Annotated in this window: 15 protein-coding genes; 10 read left to right on the top strand and 5 right to left on the bottom strand. The window is 32.9% G+C overall.

The genetic code is table 11. The features are described from left to right. The first annotated feature begins 19 nt into the window (after positions 1-19). The 10 genes from HN587_01945 to HN587_01990 all read left to right on the top strand — a co-directional run bounded on the left by HN587_01945 (position 20) and on the right by HN587_01990 (position 10,908). Positions 20-1,147, top strand: coding sequence for a DNA-directed RNA polymerase subunit A'' (locus tag HN587_01945; GenBank protein ID MBT7902593.1), 1,128 nt, complete (start codon positions 20-22; stop codon positions 1,145-1,147). Between the two features lie 90 nt (positions 1,148-1,237). Further along, positions 1,238-1,504 (top strand): hypothetical protein, encoded by a 267-nt coding sequence (locus HN587_01950; GenBank protein MBT7902594.1) that lies wholly within the window; start codon positions 1,238-1,240, stop codon positions 1,502-1,504. 15 nt (positions 1,505-1,519) lie between these two features. Then, entirely contained in the window at positions 1,520-1,942 is a 423-nt protein-coding gene (locus tag HN587_01955) for a NusA-like transcription termination signal-binding factor (protein MBT7902595.1), read from the top strand. 245 nt (positions 1,943-2,187) lie between these two features. Then, positions 2,188-3,018 (top strand): hypothetical protein, encoded by an 831-nt coding sequence (locus tag HN587_01960; GenBank protein ID MBT7902596.1) that lies wholly within the window; start codon positions 2,188-2,190, stop codon positions 3,016-3,018. Between the two features lie 76 nt (positions 3,019-3,094). Further along, the gene (locus HN587_01965; protein ID MBT7902597.1) at positions 3,095-4,567 is read left to right on the top strand and encodes a hypothetical protein; all 1,473 of its coding nucleotides are present in this window, start codon (positions 3,095-3,097) and stop codon (positions 4,565-4,567) included. Continuing rightward, complete coding sequence (locus HN587_01970; protein MBT7902598.1) at positions 4,536-6,026, top strand: hypothetical protein; 1,491 nt, start codon at positions 4,536-4,538, stop codon at positions 6,024-6,026. The genes HN587_01965 and HN587_01970 overlap by 32 nt, the downstream gene beginning before the upstream one ends. A gap of 107 nt (positions 6,027-6,133) precedes the next feature. Beyond that, entirely contained in the window at positions 6,134-7,666 is a 1,533-nt protein-coding gene (locus HN587_01975) for a hypothetical protein (protein MBT7902599.1), read from the top strand. Then, a complete protein-coding gene (locus HN587_01980; GenBank protein MBT7902600.1) occupies positions 7,656-8,720 on the top strand; it encodes a hypothetical protein in 1,065 nt (354 codons plus the stop codon). Before HN587_01975 ends, HN587_01980 begins: the two co-directional genes overlap by 11 nt. A 39-nt stretch (positions 8,721-8,759) precedes the next feature. Then, a complete protein-coding gene (locus HN587_01985) occupies positions 8,760-9,989 on the top strand; it encodes a hypothetical protein (protein ID MBT7902601.1) in 1,230 nt (409 codons plus the stop codon). Then, positions 9,976-10,908 (top strand): hypothetical protein, encoded by a 933-nt coding sequence (locus HN587_01990; GenBank protein MBT7902602.1) that lies wholly within the window; start codon positions 9,976-9,978, stop codon positions 10,906-10,908. Before HN587_01985 ends, HN587_01990 begins: the two co-directional genes overlap by 14 nt. 83 nt (positions 10,909-10,991) lie before the next feature. Here the strand turns inward: HN587_01990 and HN587_01995 are convergent, their stop codons facing one another. From HN587_01995 to HN587_02015, 5 genes are all read right to left on the bottom strand, one after another. Then, entirely contained in the window at positions 10,992-12,113 is a 1,122-nt protein-coding gene (locus HN587_01995; GenBank protein MBT7902603.1) for a hypothetical protein, read from the bottom strand. A 130-nt stretch (positions 12,114-12,243) separates the two neighbouring features. Beyond that, positions 12,244-13,959, bottom strand: coding sequence for a hypothetical protein (locus HN587_02000; GenBank protein ID MBT7902604.1), 1,716 nt, complete (start codon positions 13,957-13,959; stop codon positions 12,244-12,246). 66 nt (positions 13,960-14,025) lie between these two features. After that, positions 14,026-15,336 carry a hypothetical protein gene (locus tag HN587_02005; protein MBT7902605.1) on the bottom strand — a complete coding sequence of 437 codons (1,311 nt, stop codon included), beginning with the start codon at positions 15,334-15,336 and terminating at the stop codon, positions 14,026-14,028. A gap of 21 nt (positions 15,337-15,357) precedes the next feature. After that, positions 15,358-16,263 (bottom strand): hypothetical protein, encoded by a 906-nt coding sequence (locus tag HN587_02010; protein ID MBT7902606.1) that lies wholly within the window; start codon positions 16,261-16,263, stop codon positions 15,358-15,360. 16 nt (positions 16,264-16,279) lie between these two features. Continuing rightward, positions 16,280-17,173, bottom strand: a complete 894-nt coding sequence (locus HN587_02015; protein MBT7902607.1) for a hypothetical protein — start codon at positions 17,171-17,173, stop codon at positions 16,280-16,282. Positions 17,174-17,243: the final 70 nt, after the last annotated feature.

Here is a 17,243-nt window from a genome sequence, read left to right on the forward strand (position 1 = left end):
AAATCAAAAAGGTACTAAAATGGATGCACTATTCAAAGAATATGAAAAAAAACTTCCTCAAAAAATACTGGAGCAAGTAAAAGAAGAGTTACCCGAAAAGATAACTAAACCACTTCTAAAAAAAATCCTTGCAGCAGTAGAACAAGAATATATTGACACTCAGGTAGAACCAGGTGAAAGTGTAGGGCTTGTAGCATCAGAATCAATTGGAGAGCAGGGTACACAAATGACCTTGAACACATTCCACTTGGCAGGGGTTGCGGAAATGAACGTAACCGTCGGTCTTCCAAGGATAATTGAAATTTTAGATGCAAGAAAAACAATTTCAACACCAATGATGGAAGTTTTTTTACGAAGTCCATATAGTAAAGGAAAAGATATTAGACTCATTGCATCACAAATTAAAGAAACAAAATTAAAAGACTTAACAAAAGAATTTTCAATAAATATTGTTGATATGGTTGTTGATGTAATTTTAAATGAAGACAAATTAAAAGAATTTGGAACTACACCTGCAAATATTCAAAAATCACTTGAAAAACCACTAAAAGACCACAGCATAAAAGTAAAAGATAATGTTGTTTCAATTAAAGTTAGTGGAAAAGATGCAGGTCTTAATGATGTTTACAAAGTAAAAGAAAAAGCAAAAGAATTACATGTTGCAGGAGTTAAGGGAATTACTCAAGTATTACCTGTACGAAAACAAGATGAATTTATGATTATTACTGCTGGATCAAATCTAAAAGAAATAAACAATTTAGAATTTGTAGATGAAACAAGAACAATCTCAAATGATATTCAAGAAGTAACAGCATATTTAGGAATTGAAGCTGCAAGAGAAACAATTATTCGTGAAGTACTAAAAGTAATTGGAAGCCAAGGTCTAAATATTGATGAAAGACATATTATCTTAATTTCAGATCTTATGTGTTCAAACGGAATATTACAAGGAATTACAAGATATGGTATTATTAGAGATAAAAGTTCAGTACTTGCAAGAGCATCATTTGAAACTCCAATCAAACACATAATCAACGCAGCACTTGCAGGAGAAGAAGATGAATTAACAAGTATTGTTGAAAATGTAATGCTTAATCAAGAAATACCTATTGGAACTGGAATGCCTGGACTTCGAAAAAAAGTATAGAAGTCTAAGATTTATTTCAAAAATAAGAACAATCATAAAAACTAAAAACATTTAAATGATAAGTAAAAAATAAGGTTACAGGTGTTATAAATGGCTGACGTAATAGCAGAAATTAAAAAATTACTGAAAGAGGAAAAATTAATCTTTGGACAAGACACAACTGTAAAAGGATTAAGACAAGGAACAATAGACAAAGTATTCTTATGCTCAAACTGCGATGATATTACTAGCGAAGATATCAAACACTATGCAAAAATTGCTGGTGTTGAAATAATCGATTTAGAAATATCTAACGAAGAGTTAGGAGATGTTTGTAAACGACCTCATAACATAAAAGTGTTAGGAGTAAAAAAATAAATATTTTGATGTTCTATGACAAAAATAACTTACGACCAACAAACTATACAACAGTTTACTTTGTTCGAGAAAATAACTAGAGCGAAGTGTAAAGATTGTTTCTTTGATGAAATACAAGATAGACTAGTTTTTATAGTGGATAAAGGACAACTTTGGAAAGCACTAGGAAAAGGCAGTGAAAACGTACCTAAACTTGGAAAAGCATTTGGTAAAAAAATTAAGATTGTTGAATTTGAAGATAGCTTAATTGGATTTATCAAAAACATGATCCAACCTTTACGAATAAACAACATAAAGGAAGAAGAAGGCACAATAGTGATTACTGAAGACAACATGCAAACCAAAGGACTACTAATTGGCAGAAATGCTAAAAACTTGCGAAATTTAGAAAAAAATATTCGTCGATTCTACGAAGTCAAAGAAATAAAAGTAGAGTAAAAACTTAAAGTAGTTAAGTTGGTATAAGCGATCGTAAATTTTTAAATGATTTTACTTAATTTAATTAATTCTAGTACACTGTTTTAACTAAATATGTAAACAATTCTAAGTAGATTTGTCCTCGCTAAAACGTTGCCACTCCAAGATAAAAAAACTTATAAATAATAAGGGCAGAACTAATTAATAAAAATATAATTTTCAATAAATATATATTAATTAATAAGAGATTTTGGGGGCGTTTTTAAATGGGTAGAGAAGATCAAATTTACAAAGTATTAGGATTTGGCGGCAGAGGAGATGCTAGAGTTCGCGATGATAACGGTAGAACAATTTTTGTTAGTAATTGTCCAAACGGACTTGAAGAAGGAGCTGAAATTGGAATAAGAGGACTTCGCGATGGACGCGGAAGTTCTGACTTTGCAAATTATGCGCATCCAGATAGAATACAATCAACTCAAACTCAAAGACCTGCTCAAAGTCCACTTCGAAGAGCAGAACCTAAACATCACTATGTTTTACACTTAGGCCCAAGTTCAAGACTTGACAGTTGCGCAATTGCCGTGTGTAAACCAGAAATTCTAGAAATGAATGCATATGACGCACTAGTACACTTAGTAGAAAGGGCTGGACAAAAAAACTTGTTTACCACTTCAACAGATAGACGAATTGCAAAAGGATTGCAAACAACATATGAAAGAGCACAAGGCGATGATGCTTCAGAAGAATTAGTATGGACACTTAATGGAGAAGCAATAACTTCAAAGACTACCAAAAAATTAAGCGATTATATGCGTATGGATGAAGGTAAATATCGAGCGAAAGCTACCATGACTGAAAGCGATTCAACTCCAACTTCAGGAACTGTTGAAGAAAAAGTTGCAACACCTCAAGTTGCGAATCCAACAAGAAGAGTTGTTAGTTCTGCGCCAAGCAAACCTGCAAGTGCAAAACCTACACCTAAAAAAGCCCCTGCGTATAGTCAACCATCAAGAACTTCTCACACAATTCATAGAGCACGAGCTACTATGAGTCGACGAGGAAGTCCAGGACATGAAACCTTAGATGATTTAATTTAAACGCAATAACAGAAAAAATAACAAAAAAATAAAGAAAAATTTAGACGCTGCAAAAGAGGTGGGTTGCAGAAACTAAATGATACAAACCTTTTTAGATTATATTCAAGCGAAGAAATCATCAGTAGTATTTTTTGATGATCAAGCCTATTTTATAGGTGATCATACAACAGAAGAACCAACAGGAGATCACATAGTTCAAAACTGTGGGAATTCTCAAGTTTATTATCCATTAAGTTCTGGAGTATTAGTATCAGACTTAGAATTATCCGACCGACTTTCTAATCGCGCAGAAATAAATGAAACAAAAAATAGATTCATAACAGATAACTTAGAACGAAGTGATGACACTCTAGTTTCGTTTATGAATAAATACACACTTCTAAAATTTGTTGTTGATGAAATATTTCCCCTATTAGTTAATGCTTCAGCAGAAGATCGACTCGCAAGTATTTTAGACGAAGACGTTGAAGTAAAAACCGGAGAGCAAATTATTAAAGAAATTCTTGGCGAACAAGGAGAAACCACAACAAAAGATCTTGAATTAAAAACACATATAGTAGATCAATTAGAAAAACAACTTAAAAGTGCACACCTACGAAAAGCTCCGTTTGTTTCTGATTGGGATGAAACATCTCAGCGAGAATATGACGGAACAACATCAGTTCTTTCAATGGTGCTAAGAGATACTCCTTGTTTAATAATTGATAATCATGCATTCGTACTTACTGAAGAAACTGCAACTGATTCAGAACTTGTTGCAAAAATTAACGGAAAATCATTAGGACTACACACTCAAGGAGGTAAAGTTTCTCACCTAAATGACGTATACCAAACATACATAACACATTTAGTAAAAGCTGACGCAACTTCTGAATTAAAATCAAAAATGGATTCTGCTCAAGATAATATTCTCAAAGATGTAGACTACATGCCAATAATGGATTTAGAACAATTCAGTTATCAAAATTTAGTATTTTTTAGAAATGGAAATATATATTACATTGGAAGACGAATACCAAAATTTGCAAGACAAACAACTTCTGATGAAAACATGTTTGTTGTAAAAGAACATGATCCCGATGGATTTGCAGGAGACTTATGTATTGGACTTAGAGTTGTTAATGGAGAAATACAATATCTTCCTCCAGGCAGTTATGATAATGGAGTAATTTATCGAGGACCAATAAAAAGTGACGCACCATTTTCTATGCACATATCCCTAGTAGATCCTCAAATGCAAAGAGTATATGGACACTTAACTACAATTTGCCATATTGGAGGATATCCAAGTTTTCCAATGACTGCAGAAGGATTTGTTGCATTCTTAGATTATTCAGAAGGAAATTTCTTAGATAGTCACCGTCAAGAATTTGTAGATTATCATTTAGATAGAATGCATAGATCACGTGGACTTGAAAAAGGCACAGTTTTGACAAAAGATGAAGCAGTAAAACAAGGATACATGCTTAGAAATATTCACAAAATAGGTGCTGAAGACTCTGCTCGAGAAGAACAAATTGCAAGACAGACTGATGGAGATGATTATTAAAATGACTCGCGAGTTTGAAGAAAGAGAAGCGGCAGTCCTTTTAGCAGCACTCCAAGAAGAAACTCCCCTAGATCATTTACTCCCATTTAATCAAGTTGGAATTACTACAAGCGCACATAAAAAAAATATTGCAATTGGAACTGTTCTCGATTCACTAAGCGCAGGCAAATATGAATGGTATGGTTATAGTTTAGCTGAAAGAATGCGACCACAATTAATAGTTGATACATTACTACAACAAGGACAATTTGTTACAGGTGTTGATGTAAATTTCAAACCAAATGATGCAGCAAAATCACTTGACGAATTAGTAAGAATAAATCGAGAAGAAGAACGAGAAGGAACTCCTCACGAACTAATGGTTGTTGGAATTGTTCACAGACACCCATTTACAAGTGGAATTCCTAGACGATCAGAAAAAGATGTTATTAATCTTTCAAATTTTATACACTGGTTAGGAACCACCAACATGGACCTAAGCAAATACAAAGATATGTTTGAAGAACTTGGACCCATAACTCCGAAAATTGAAGGATTTGAATTAGTTCTTTATCCAGAATCCGCAGATTATCTAACATTAAGATATGATTTAGGAGATTTACATGCGGAAGCAGATTTTATTATGGGACTTCGAGAAGAAGGAGTTTTTAATGAAACTAACTTAGCACGAATAGGTGGCTTTCGAGAATTATTACGACGACATTTAGACTTTAGAGGAGTAATATGCGCAGAACAAGGATTATATGTTGCAACCGCAACAAGTTTAATTTATAATGAACTGGGAGATCAAACTTTTGGAGAAATTCAATTGCTAGCTCGAGGTTCCATAAATAACGAATACGAAAAACCATTCGAAGTTCCTGTTGAAGTTATTACTGATTTATCTGCACAAGGAAGATACTGGGATGAAAATACTCTGGAACATGAAATAAATCAAAAAGTATACTGGTCAACCAAAAGAAGAATCGCAGTTTCTGGAAGCAAACCAAGAATCATTGTACCTGGAAAAAAAGCATTAGTCGGAGTTGAGAATCCAGATTTAACAAACTGGCCAAGCAATATCCCAATAGTTGGAGTTCAAAAAGATGATTCTCTTGATGAAGAAGATATAACTATTGGATTTTATCATGCAGCAGGAGCATACCTTGCAAATTATAAACTTCAAGATGTAAAATATTCTACTTACTTATTTATGATTCTTCAGACTGTAATGGACAAAGATGTAAAAAATTTAAGAGATGCAGTAAAAAAGATAGGATCATTATTTGAAGATCCAATAAATTTACAAGGAGAAATTCCCAGACCATATTTACGAGGAGAAGATCAAGAATATATGATCATGAAACTTGAATGCGATTTAACAACTCATGACACAGACTTTATGATAAAATCACAAAAAGGAACTTGCGAATTTAATTTATCATTAGAACAGTATGTAGGTCAAGTTTTAGCAAAATAACAAATATAAAACAAAATAATAAAAATAGAAAACAAAAATAGAAAACAAAAAAAAAAATAAAACAAAAATTCAAAAAAATCAAATTCAAAAAATATAAAATAAAAAAAATGGCAAATAATCAAGAAGCGAGATTGGACAGATTCCTTAGAGGAGTTGGACCTGAGGGATTTAAGAAATTAGAAAACTCAGTAGTTACAGTTGTCATGGATAGTCCAGTTGGAATGTGGTATGCATTTCCTTTTGCAGCTTCAGGCATCCCATTAAGAATGATTAGCACAGCTCAAATTGAACCTCCTCCTGAAGATTTTGAAGGATTAAAAGAAAATTTTATTGGAATTGATTTAGCCCAGGGAAATCTAGCTCATGCATACGCAAAAGCATTTAGAAAATTTAATGGAGATAACATACCCGCAAATAAAATTGCAAGTTTAAATGCAAATTTAGGATTTAATGGAACGGATATGTTACTTTTTGCATCATCAGTGGTAATTGATTGCACTACAAGTTTACAATCAAAAAAAATTGCACTTAAATACGCACGAGAAACAAATTCTACGCTCATTAGTTCTGCAGTAGTACCAGGATATTCCAAAGCAGCACTTTGGCATCCCGAACTCGATGGTGCTTCTATTGAACAAGCATTAATGCCTGAAATGAGTTTACTAGAACAACAAACACTAGAAATGTTTGGAATTGAAACTTCAAACGGACTTCAACTCAGCCCAAATGCACAAGTAACAAGAGAATTAATCAGCATGGTCATGGGAGGACTTGTTGCAGAAGAAGCAGTAAGAGCAATTCTTACAGACATCCCCGACAAAAGTGAAGAATTATTACAAACCCCACTACATTACAAATTTGGACATAATTCCGAAATATTTCACCCACTATATTCAGGAGATGAATTATTTGTTTTAGAATGTGAAGATTTTTTAGAAAAAGCAGCACTATTATACGGCGCAGGATCAATTGGAAATATGACTGGATATTCCCTTGTTAAAATGGGATTTGGAAGAATTGCAAATCTAGATTCAGATATTATCGAATCAACAAATATTCATCGAACAATATTATTTTATGGAATGGAAGGAAAAAGAAAAACCCATTCTCTTGCAAAAAGACTTTCAGCAATATCCGGTGGAGCTACAAAAACAAAAGCCATCATGAAAAAATTAAAAGAAGAAGGATGGGATCCTGAAGAACCATATGATGTTTATGTCGACGGATTTGATAACTTTGCAGCAAGAATGCTCGTAAGTCAACAAGGATTAAAAGATGATGTCGTTGTTGCAAGTTTATCAGGAAGATTTGATGGATTTAATGCAGATCTTTATGTTCCCAATCACACAATTTGTTTAGATTGCAATATAGGAATTAATGAAAAAGGTGAATCTGATCGAGCAAAACAAAGACAAAGTTGTGGACGGGAAATTACACCTCAAAATACTTGGATGAATCAAAGTGTTGGAGCATTAGGTGCATTACAAATTGCAAGTGCACTATATCCAGGAAAATATGGCACACCATTTAATGGAATGATATTTCATGATCGACATCAAAAATCAAGATTGTTTGCAAATGAAAAAGAAGGAACTTGCCAACAAGGACATAATGGAGAAATAACTCACTATGACAGATGAATCTATTGAACCCGAAATGCAAGCACCTGCAGATTTAGAAGACTCCGATGAAGCAGAATTACTAGACATACTTGCAGAACTTCGAGGAGGAACAGAGAAAAGAGAATTGTTCCAAGTAGAATTAGAACCAGAACCATTTGATCCAATAAAAAAAATAGCTGCAATTTTAACCAGAACTCGACTTGTTAAAGATGAACTTAAAATAAGAACTGATGGCTATGCACAATTAAACATACTAAGAGGTCATAATTTTAAAAAACCATTAAGCATGGCAGCAATCCAACTCATGGAATATGTAGGTGTTGGAATTGATCAAATTGGAATTGAAAAAAAATGGGTTGGAAAAAAAGAAAGATGGTTTGAAAACATCGTTCACTCAGAAGGAAGACGCAGATATCTCGCAGTATTAACTGCCGCAGAAAATGATGTTGATTGCGTAACTCGAATGGCACTTATGAGAATAAGAAATGCCTACTTAGTTAATTTCAAACATAGTTATGAATTAATTCCAGGAGAACATAGAGAAACCCGAAATGGCGAACAACCAAATTATGAAGATCAAAGATTTGATTCCATAGTTGACTTAAGTCTTCCAGAAATTGCACACATGATTGCAATGCAAATATATTCAAAAAAAATAATTGAAGCAAATAGATATAATTTTACAATTCCTACCGAAGGAAAAATAGGAATTCCAACAAAATTTCCACCAAATAGAATAACTGTAAAATCCGAAGATTATCAAAAACCAGGATATGGTAAACAAGATGTAAATCTTTCCACAACTATGGCTGCTAACTTACTTTATGCTCAAATAACTGGTTTAGAAGATCGTTTGCAAACAACAAAAAAAACATTTGATTTACTGCTCATGATTGGAGCAAATTATATTGCAAGCCAAATAGTAGATCCAGAATTAAGACGAGAAACTGTTGAAATCATGAATGGACCTAAAAATTTACGAAGAGCATTTTATACAACCGTTATGAATTACCAATTAGGCTTGATGACTGCGCCTCCTGAAATAGTAATTTCACCCCCAACAAAAGATTAGAGTTAAAAAAAAATTAAAAAATTAAAAAAAATTAAAAAAATGACACACCCAAGAATTGAAACATTAGTAATGCAAGCAGAAATGCAAGCAGAACATAGAAAAACAGACATCGACTTAGGTCATTATACTGAAGAAATGTTTCCAAGTGTATTTTCTTATTATTTGTGGGAAGAATTAATAACACAAACAGAACGATTATTTGATTTACCTAATTTTTCAATTAATGTTTCAAATAAACATGAACGCATATCTAGAATCTCTTTTTGGGACTGGGACAGAATAACTCGAGAGAGTGAAAAAGATTTCGTAGCAGGAAAACCTGTCAAAGTTGATGATGCAATTCCTGAAGATAAATTTTTAGATTATGCTCTTGCAGTTTTAACAATGCCTCTACCACGAACAAAAGTTGATTTAAATACCCCTGCAGAACAAGGAGATTTAGTTTTATTATTATCACACCCTGAGCTTACAATATCTTCAAGTAGTTTTGATTTTGATAATAAGGATTCTGATTTAAGAAAAGTATTTGGCAACTTAGGAGTTTTAGCAACAAAGAAAAAAAGATGGGCTCATCTTGACGATGATCTTCAAGAATATACTTGTCAAGTTACCTTACCTCATAACGTAGACTCTGCAAAACTAAAACTTCAATATTTAGCACCCGTAACTCCAAAACAATCTGAAGGAACAAAAATAAGAATTGGAGATAAAGTAAAATTTAAAGGACACACATTCAAAACACCTCGTCCAGACCCAGACTCATTTCAAGGAGAATTTAATGATGAATTTGATTCTGATTATGAAGACTTAACCGAAGCATATGAAGAAAAAGCAGGAGTTGGAAGAAAAAGAGGGGGGCACAGAAGACCACCAATTCACAGATCCCAACCACAAATTCAAACAACACCTTCAGAACTTGAAAAAGGACATCACTATTTAGTTATTGGTTCAGATTCAAAAGGCGCATATGTGCAAGCAAGTACACGAATAGTATACGTTGAATTAGAACGACTAGAAAAACAACCAGGAATATATGAACCTAATGCTGATGAAAATATAAAACTTAGAGAAATTGTTAAAGATTGTGTTCGAACTGTCCTTCACCAAACAGGGCTTATGAGAAAATATGAAACACTACGACAAGTAATGATTCGTGAAGCAAAAAAAGGTGCAAGCCTACAAGATATAAATCAAGTTATCAAAAAAGCAGGAGCAAATCCTGAAGAAGTCATTAAATGCTGCGAGGTTTTAACATATGTTAATCGATAAACTATCTCACGTAACTGCAGTATTTGAAAAACAAGTCCCATATGTTAGTTATAACTCACTTCCTGACAAAAGCATACGAAATAAATTACTCGCATTTTATTTAGTTGAAAATTTACCCGGGAACCAAACAAGATCAGTTCTTTACTCAGCACCATCAGAATCAGGAATTCACAAAGTTGCAATTATTGATGAACTATATAGATTAACAAAAAAAGGAGTTCATGAACTTCACCTTAAAGAACCTGCTTCAAGAAAATCAAGATGGGAGTACCGATTTAAAAAAAAGCTAAAAGAAAAAAAAGAAAAAAAGAAAAAACCAAAAATAACTGATGAATTAGAAGGAGAATCTGATGAAGATTTTGGATTTGCCACATTATGGCAAAATAAAAAACGACATCGAACAGGAACAATTTATAGAGGTTCATCCTACGCAAAAACACTACTAGTTTCAGGACTTGCAATTTATAGAGCAATGATGGATGAAATGTTACTTTCCCCAATTTTAAGTGGAGAACCAATTAGCACACTTGAAGATGTTTGTTTAACAGAAGATCAAAAAACCGCAGAAGTTACACACTTATTTTCCCACCCATTATTCAAAGATCTAGATCAAGATGCAAATCCCGCGCATGCTGCAGCGTGTTATTTATTATTATTTGCTCAAAAAGATTCTCAAAAAGATGCAACTGCACAAGCAGAATTTGAAGAATATGAAACAAGAATAACTGCTTCTAAAACAAGCACCGAATTACGACAATTACTCGCATTTAAAACATATCATGAAAGAAATGGAACTGAAAAATTAAGAGAACAAAATTTAGAGTTATTAAGAGATTCAAATATTTCAATGGAACAAGCACTCTTACAAGCAATAATTAATTGGAACCAAGATATAGTTCTTAGATTGTCACGCAGATGAATAAAACAGATAATAAATACTAAAAACAACACACCAACTAAGAAATAAATAAAAATAATGGTGATTTTAATTTTATATTAATTCTAACGAAAACTAGTTCCTGTTGCTAACAACATATTACTTGCAGGACTTGATTCTAACTCAGCACGTGGAGATTCTGCAAGCTGTTTGGCATAGCAAGCTGTTAAAGATTTAACCAAAGAATCTAAATACTCAATTGGATCATCATCAGTAGTTGCTTTTATTATTGCAACTTCAATTACTTCAATTAAATCTGAATCAGATAATAATTCGTTAAGAGAAAATAAACTTTTGGTAAATAATTCTGAATCATACCTTCCCCCACCAGATTCAGATTTTATTACTTCTCCAAATAACCTAACCGCATAAGGAAAAGTTTTATCCAACCCACTTAATTGTTTTAACCAACTAATTGAATCAGAATACATAAAATTAAAATAATCAGATCTTCCAGGAAATCTTTGAATATCTGCTAAATATAAATAAGCAGGAATAATTTCTGGACTTTTTGATAATTCTTTAACTAAAGAAGGAATTCCAATCATAAATTCTCCACCAGTATGACCATTATTAATATTTCCAAGTAACTCTGCAAAATCACCACAATAAGGTTTGAGAGTAGGATTTTCAAAAGCTTTAAAAAATTCTTCAACCTGATAACTTTTATAGGGATAATCTCCATCACCTGCATGAAGATTAATTCTTTCTGTTTGAGCTTTCGCTAAACCAAGAACAACTTGCCTGGGTTTCTCATGCCACGTAGAAAAATAAGAACCTAACACTCGTGCAATCATATGCTTTCTATTAGCACCTTGACAAACAATGGGCTCACACATAGTCTCAATAATGTCTAAATAAAATGAACTATAACCTTCAAAATATTGTACAAACTCAAGCGAATTTGGTTTAGCATGTTTACGAGCAAGCTTTAATGCATTTGAAACAATATAAGTTTTATAAAAATTCCATTTCGGAAGTGAACCTGAATCTAAACTTTCATCAGTGGCGTTTTCCCACTCGGCATATCTTCTTTGTTTTTTGGAAGCCCCAACCGTAAACCAGTCAATTCTAGTTTTATAATCTTTTTCTTCAGTAGCTCTTTTTAGTGCAACATATCTATCATGATGCTCATCAACAATTGCTTCAATTCTGCTTCCTAAGTCTAAAGAAAACCCCCAAACCATAATTTTTAGCTAAACCACTAGGTTTTATAAAACTTATTATCCAGTTTTAACCACAGATATTTAAGCAGAATAATTACTCTTATCCACAACAATTATTTCATCCACCACCCATAACGATTACGCATAACAATTATTCATAACATTTTCTTGCGCCTGAGATTTTACGAATCATATCCCTAACAGTTATTGTTTTTGCAGCTAATTTATCAACCGATTCTGCAGAATAACTAGTTTTAGGTTTTGATCTTGCAGGAGATTTGGATTTTTTTCGCCTATCAACTCCAGCAGACCTTGGTGAAGAATAAGTAGAGGTCCCTAATGGACGTCCAAATCCTGCTTGTTCTGCACGATGCATATTGGCTAACATTTCTTCCATATCATGAGACATGTGTCTGGGTGGATGAACATAAGTCGCATCAGGTTCTGATTCAGATTTAGCGCAATCATCAGGACTAGCTTGATCATATTTTGGTTTTACAACTAATACTAATGGTTCTGATTTTTCTTGAGTGTCACCACCTGAAGTTTGAGTATTTGAATGATCTAAATCTTCTTCACCAGATAAAAGACCATCCAGCCGAGCCGCATAATTTGACGCGGCTGGTTGGTTGTTACGGGCTGCAACAAGTGATGGAGTGCGAACAATAGTTTTATGACTCGGAGTTTTAGGACCTGACTTTATAGGAATTGACTTTGTTGAAATTTGAGTTACAGATTTAACTTGATCAACTCCACTATTTGGATCTGAAAAATCTTGATAATAATTTTTAAGTGCATGAACTGCTAAACATAATCGTTCTGCATCCTTAGCACCCGCAATATTTGAACTATCATAAAATAAAATCCTCGCAGATTTAACTAACAAATATTCCGCGGAACGAGTAAGTCCAGTTTCAGATACAAGGCCGCAAGATATTGCTGCACGTTCGTATGCTTTCGCAATTTTATCTGCATTTCCTGAATGAACATACATATTTTCGATAACTGGCAAAACAGTCGCAACCAATTCTTCAACAGGTAATTTATGAGGTGATGAACTCGATATAGGATTTGCCAAACACTTCCACAAAATATCTAATGCTTGACTTGCCTTTTCAAATGCTTGTCTTGAAAATTGATGCTCGTATAATTTTACTGCAGCTTCTGCATAAAATCCTGCAACACGAATATCGCAATCAGTAGTAATCCCCAATCTTCTTTTTCGTCTATCAATATTGTGTTTAATATCCTCATATGCATTAATTGACCAATACTTTTCAATTAACGGTTTGGACTCAAAAATCGCTCCAATTAAATCACCACTAAAATCAGTGTTTAAAACATCCATAGTTTTAACTGGAGTTAACACTAAATCTTTTTCATCAAATCCTGCAACTCTCGTCAAGGAATGTCTTAATTGAGTTTCATCAAAAGATAATCCCGACAATGAATAAAACTTAAATGCACTTAATAAAAGATTATTTCGCTCAGTTCTTCTTTGATCCATCTCACCCATGGTAAAAATTCCATCTCTTCGATCATTTGAAATCTTACCCTGCACTGAATGAAATAATTTTGCTAATTCAAAATATTTTTTTTCTAAAATAAATAACGGCTGAATCATTTTTAAAACATAATTAATTGATTCGAATGATCTTAAGCGCCGATTATCATGATCTTTAATAACATCACTTAATAAATCACTACTAATTTTTAATGCCGAACTTGGAGATCCTGCTGCTTGGAGAGCATAAGCTGATTCAAGCGCGGTATCAATTGCACCCATACTTGAACTAAAATTACCACCATGACGAGATTTTTTAGAACGAAAATCCCATTTTAAAACCATAACTTCTAATAGACTCATTCTCAACACCTTTGAAATAATTTGAAAAAAATTAAAATAAATTAAAATAAATTGAATTAAATTGAATTAAATTTGTGCTACAGGCGAATCATCATTTGGTTCTTGACTCGCATACTGTTTTTTTGCACCTGCAATTTTTCCAATCATATCACCCACAAAAACTTCTTTTGGAAGTTCAATTTGTTTAGGCGCAACATATTGAGGCGCGAATGATCTCACATTACCGCCTTGAGTTGTTGTTGATGGTTTTGCAACTCCCATTAATTCGGCTAATCTTTCGTCACCTGCTGCTTTTTTTCGAATATCATTTTGTTTAGGATAAAAATAATTTAAAATTGCAATTTTATCATTAATTTTTTCTGCTTGATAATCATTATTTGCACAACTATAAAACTGCGCAGCATTAGCTAAGAAAAATTCTGAACTAACAGAAAATTCTCCTCTCACAACTACTCCAACATCAACTGCGCATTGCTCACACAATTTAGCCATCGTCGTGTAATCTCCCTCTGCAAAGAAAATATTACCTACTTCCCTAAAATAATAAGATAGTTTATTTTCTAATACTCTTAGAGACATCACATCACCCAAATTTTTTCTTGCAGTGTTAACTGTTTTTTTTGCGTAATGCTTAGCAGTACCTGTTGCATTAATAGCATAAAATTTATCTGCTGCTTCCAAATACAAATCTTCATTCGCTCTCGAACTAAAAATCTTTTTTAATCCGAGCATCAATCTCACTCCCAAATACTTAAATGGATGAATTCCTTCCGATTTTGAAATATTAATATCCAAAAGAGATGGACGCGAATACATAGATCCAATTTCTCCAAAGGATTTAGACTCAAAAACCACATCTGAAGAAGGCACAAATATTTCTTCATGAGAAATTCCAAATTCAGATTCTAATCTTTTTTTAATCTTACTTGCCTTTTTTTCTTTTCCAGCCAAAGTATAAAACTGAAATGATTCCAACAATAAACTCCTACAAGTTTTGGACTCTGCTTCAGTTAATGCTCGTTTTTGACTTGAATATGTGTGATTTTTAGCTTTACTTTCTATTTTTTCTACCGCAAGTTCGCAAAGTTTAGCCAATGATTTATATTTACCCTCAAAAATAAATACATCACGCACAGAATCTAGCGCTCGCATAATTGTAGTTGGATCTTGATAACCATTCCACAAATAATCATCAGCAACACGTTTAACTAAACCTTTGGATAAACTAATTGCCCTCCAAGCACTACCAATAGTTCGAAAACCCTCGATAACCTGAACAGTTTTTTCAAGATCTTTTTCTTGTTTTCGCGGATATGTGAAATCACTTTTTAATTTATGATATTCCCATTCTAATTCTAAATGTTCTACTAAACTCATTTTTATCACCTATACAGATATTTACAAAAATGTATCTCTCCTTCTTGAAACTTGATTTATAAAAACTTGATATGAATGCGCTAAATTATTTGTCGACCCTTCAAGTAAATCATTAAAATAATTTTTAAGACGCGAATGTGCTGCTGTAGCTCTTTTATTTTTCATAATTTTATTTTTTTGAGTTTTTAATGAAGCAATAGTTAATGAATATAATTTGTTTAATTTATTAGGCGTATCTTTTCTAATTTCATTAAGATAAAAAATTATTTTTGATGAATCTTCACTCACAATTTTGCTCAAGTAATTCGATAAAATAAAATCCCCTTTCATGATTGCGTCTTTTCCTTTTTTTAATTGAGCACAATAATAATTCAAAGATTTGTAGTGAGGGCTATGAATTACTGAGTCAACTTTTGAATCGATAAACTCATTTGCTTTTTGAAATCCTTTTTTTATGTATTGATATGCATGATATGGAGCTGAGACAATCGCACTACCTAATGCTTTAACTTCAGGTTTTCTTCGAGAAATTTTTAATTGTAAAGCTCTCCTCCCCGCAAATCCTTCCATATACATCCCCCAATACGCCATTTTACCAATCAATTCCAATAATGGTCCTGCAAACATACTGCCCACAAATAAAGGTATTGCAAAACCTATTTCAACGTAAGGAGCTATTCTAAAAGTTCTGTCCACTTCTCGTTCAAAATCTCCGCCAAAATGTTTTTCATGATATTTTTTTTGATAATCCCAAGGCATTTGACCTGCAATACCATAACGAAAAAAAACAGTTTTTTCAAATCGATTCCAACTACGCCCAAGTCTATTAGTTATATCCTTAACAGTAGCTTGAACTTTTCCTAATTCTTTTATTGGCACGTCCCTGCCTTGAATTTCATTTTGAATCATTTGTTCTAAATCAACCATATTTCTCGCCCGTAACTTAAAGATAGGTGTCACGCCTTGTTGTTGCTCGCCTCACCAACTGATTAAATCGGTTTTCTATTTTTACACCAACACCATCTTTTATTTCACCAAACTCTTTACGAATTTTTTCATATATTAAATTTAATTTTTTGTAATGTTTTGCTTTTGTTCTTTTTTCATATTTTAATCCCGCTAAAGCTAATGAATAAATTTTTTTTAATTGGTCAGGTGCACAAGTTTTTAATTCATTCAAATAAAAAACTGTTTTTACTCCCCCTCCAATAATTTTTTCCAAATAAATATCTGCTAATTTTTTAATCCCATCATCTAAGCTTTGTTTTAAATTACTAGATTTGAAATATTTTTTTAAATCAGATATTTTATCTTCTGCTAAAACAATTGATGCAACATCAGAATAAGTTTGACGTGCACGATTAATTGCAGTCTCTTTTTTTTGCGCAAAATAATTTTTAACTGAATTATAAGCACGTGAAATTCCCACCACAGGAAAACCTACTGTTAACATAATTGCTGCTGATGGAAGACCAACAACAAAACTACCAACTGGTCGTGTATACCCTTCACCCAAATCTGAAGAGATTGCTTTTCTAATTCCTGATTCTACAACCATTAATCCCCCTGGAATTGCTAAATACCAAAGACCAGGAATAATTGCCGCACCACACAACCCAATACCTGCAACTAATTCAGTTATACCATGAATAGTGTTAAGTTGATATGCTTCATTACGATTAATATCTTGACTATCCACCAATATATCTCTCGGCATCCAACCAAGACCAATCGCAGTTCCCCATTTAATTATGGCCGAACCTACTAGCGTCTCTGAAAACTTTTTTCTAGGCACCTGCCTTACTTCCCCTTCAATTAATTCTTCTAAATCTGACATTTTTCATCACTTTATTTTTCTTTTTTATTTCTTCATTGATTCTTTTTTGAGTAGTTTGTTATTTTTATTT

It is taken from the genome of Candidatus Woesearchaeota archaeon (genome assembly GCA_018675335.1).
Classification (GTDB): Archaea; Nanobdellota; Nanobdellia; order Woesearchaeales; family UBA11576; genus JABJCP01.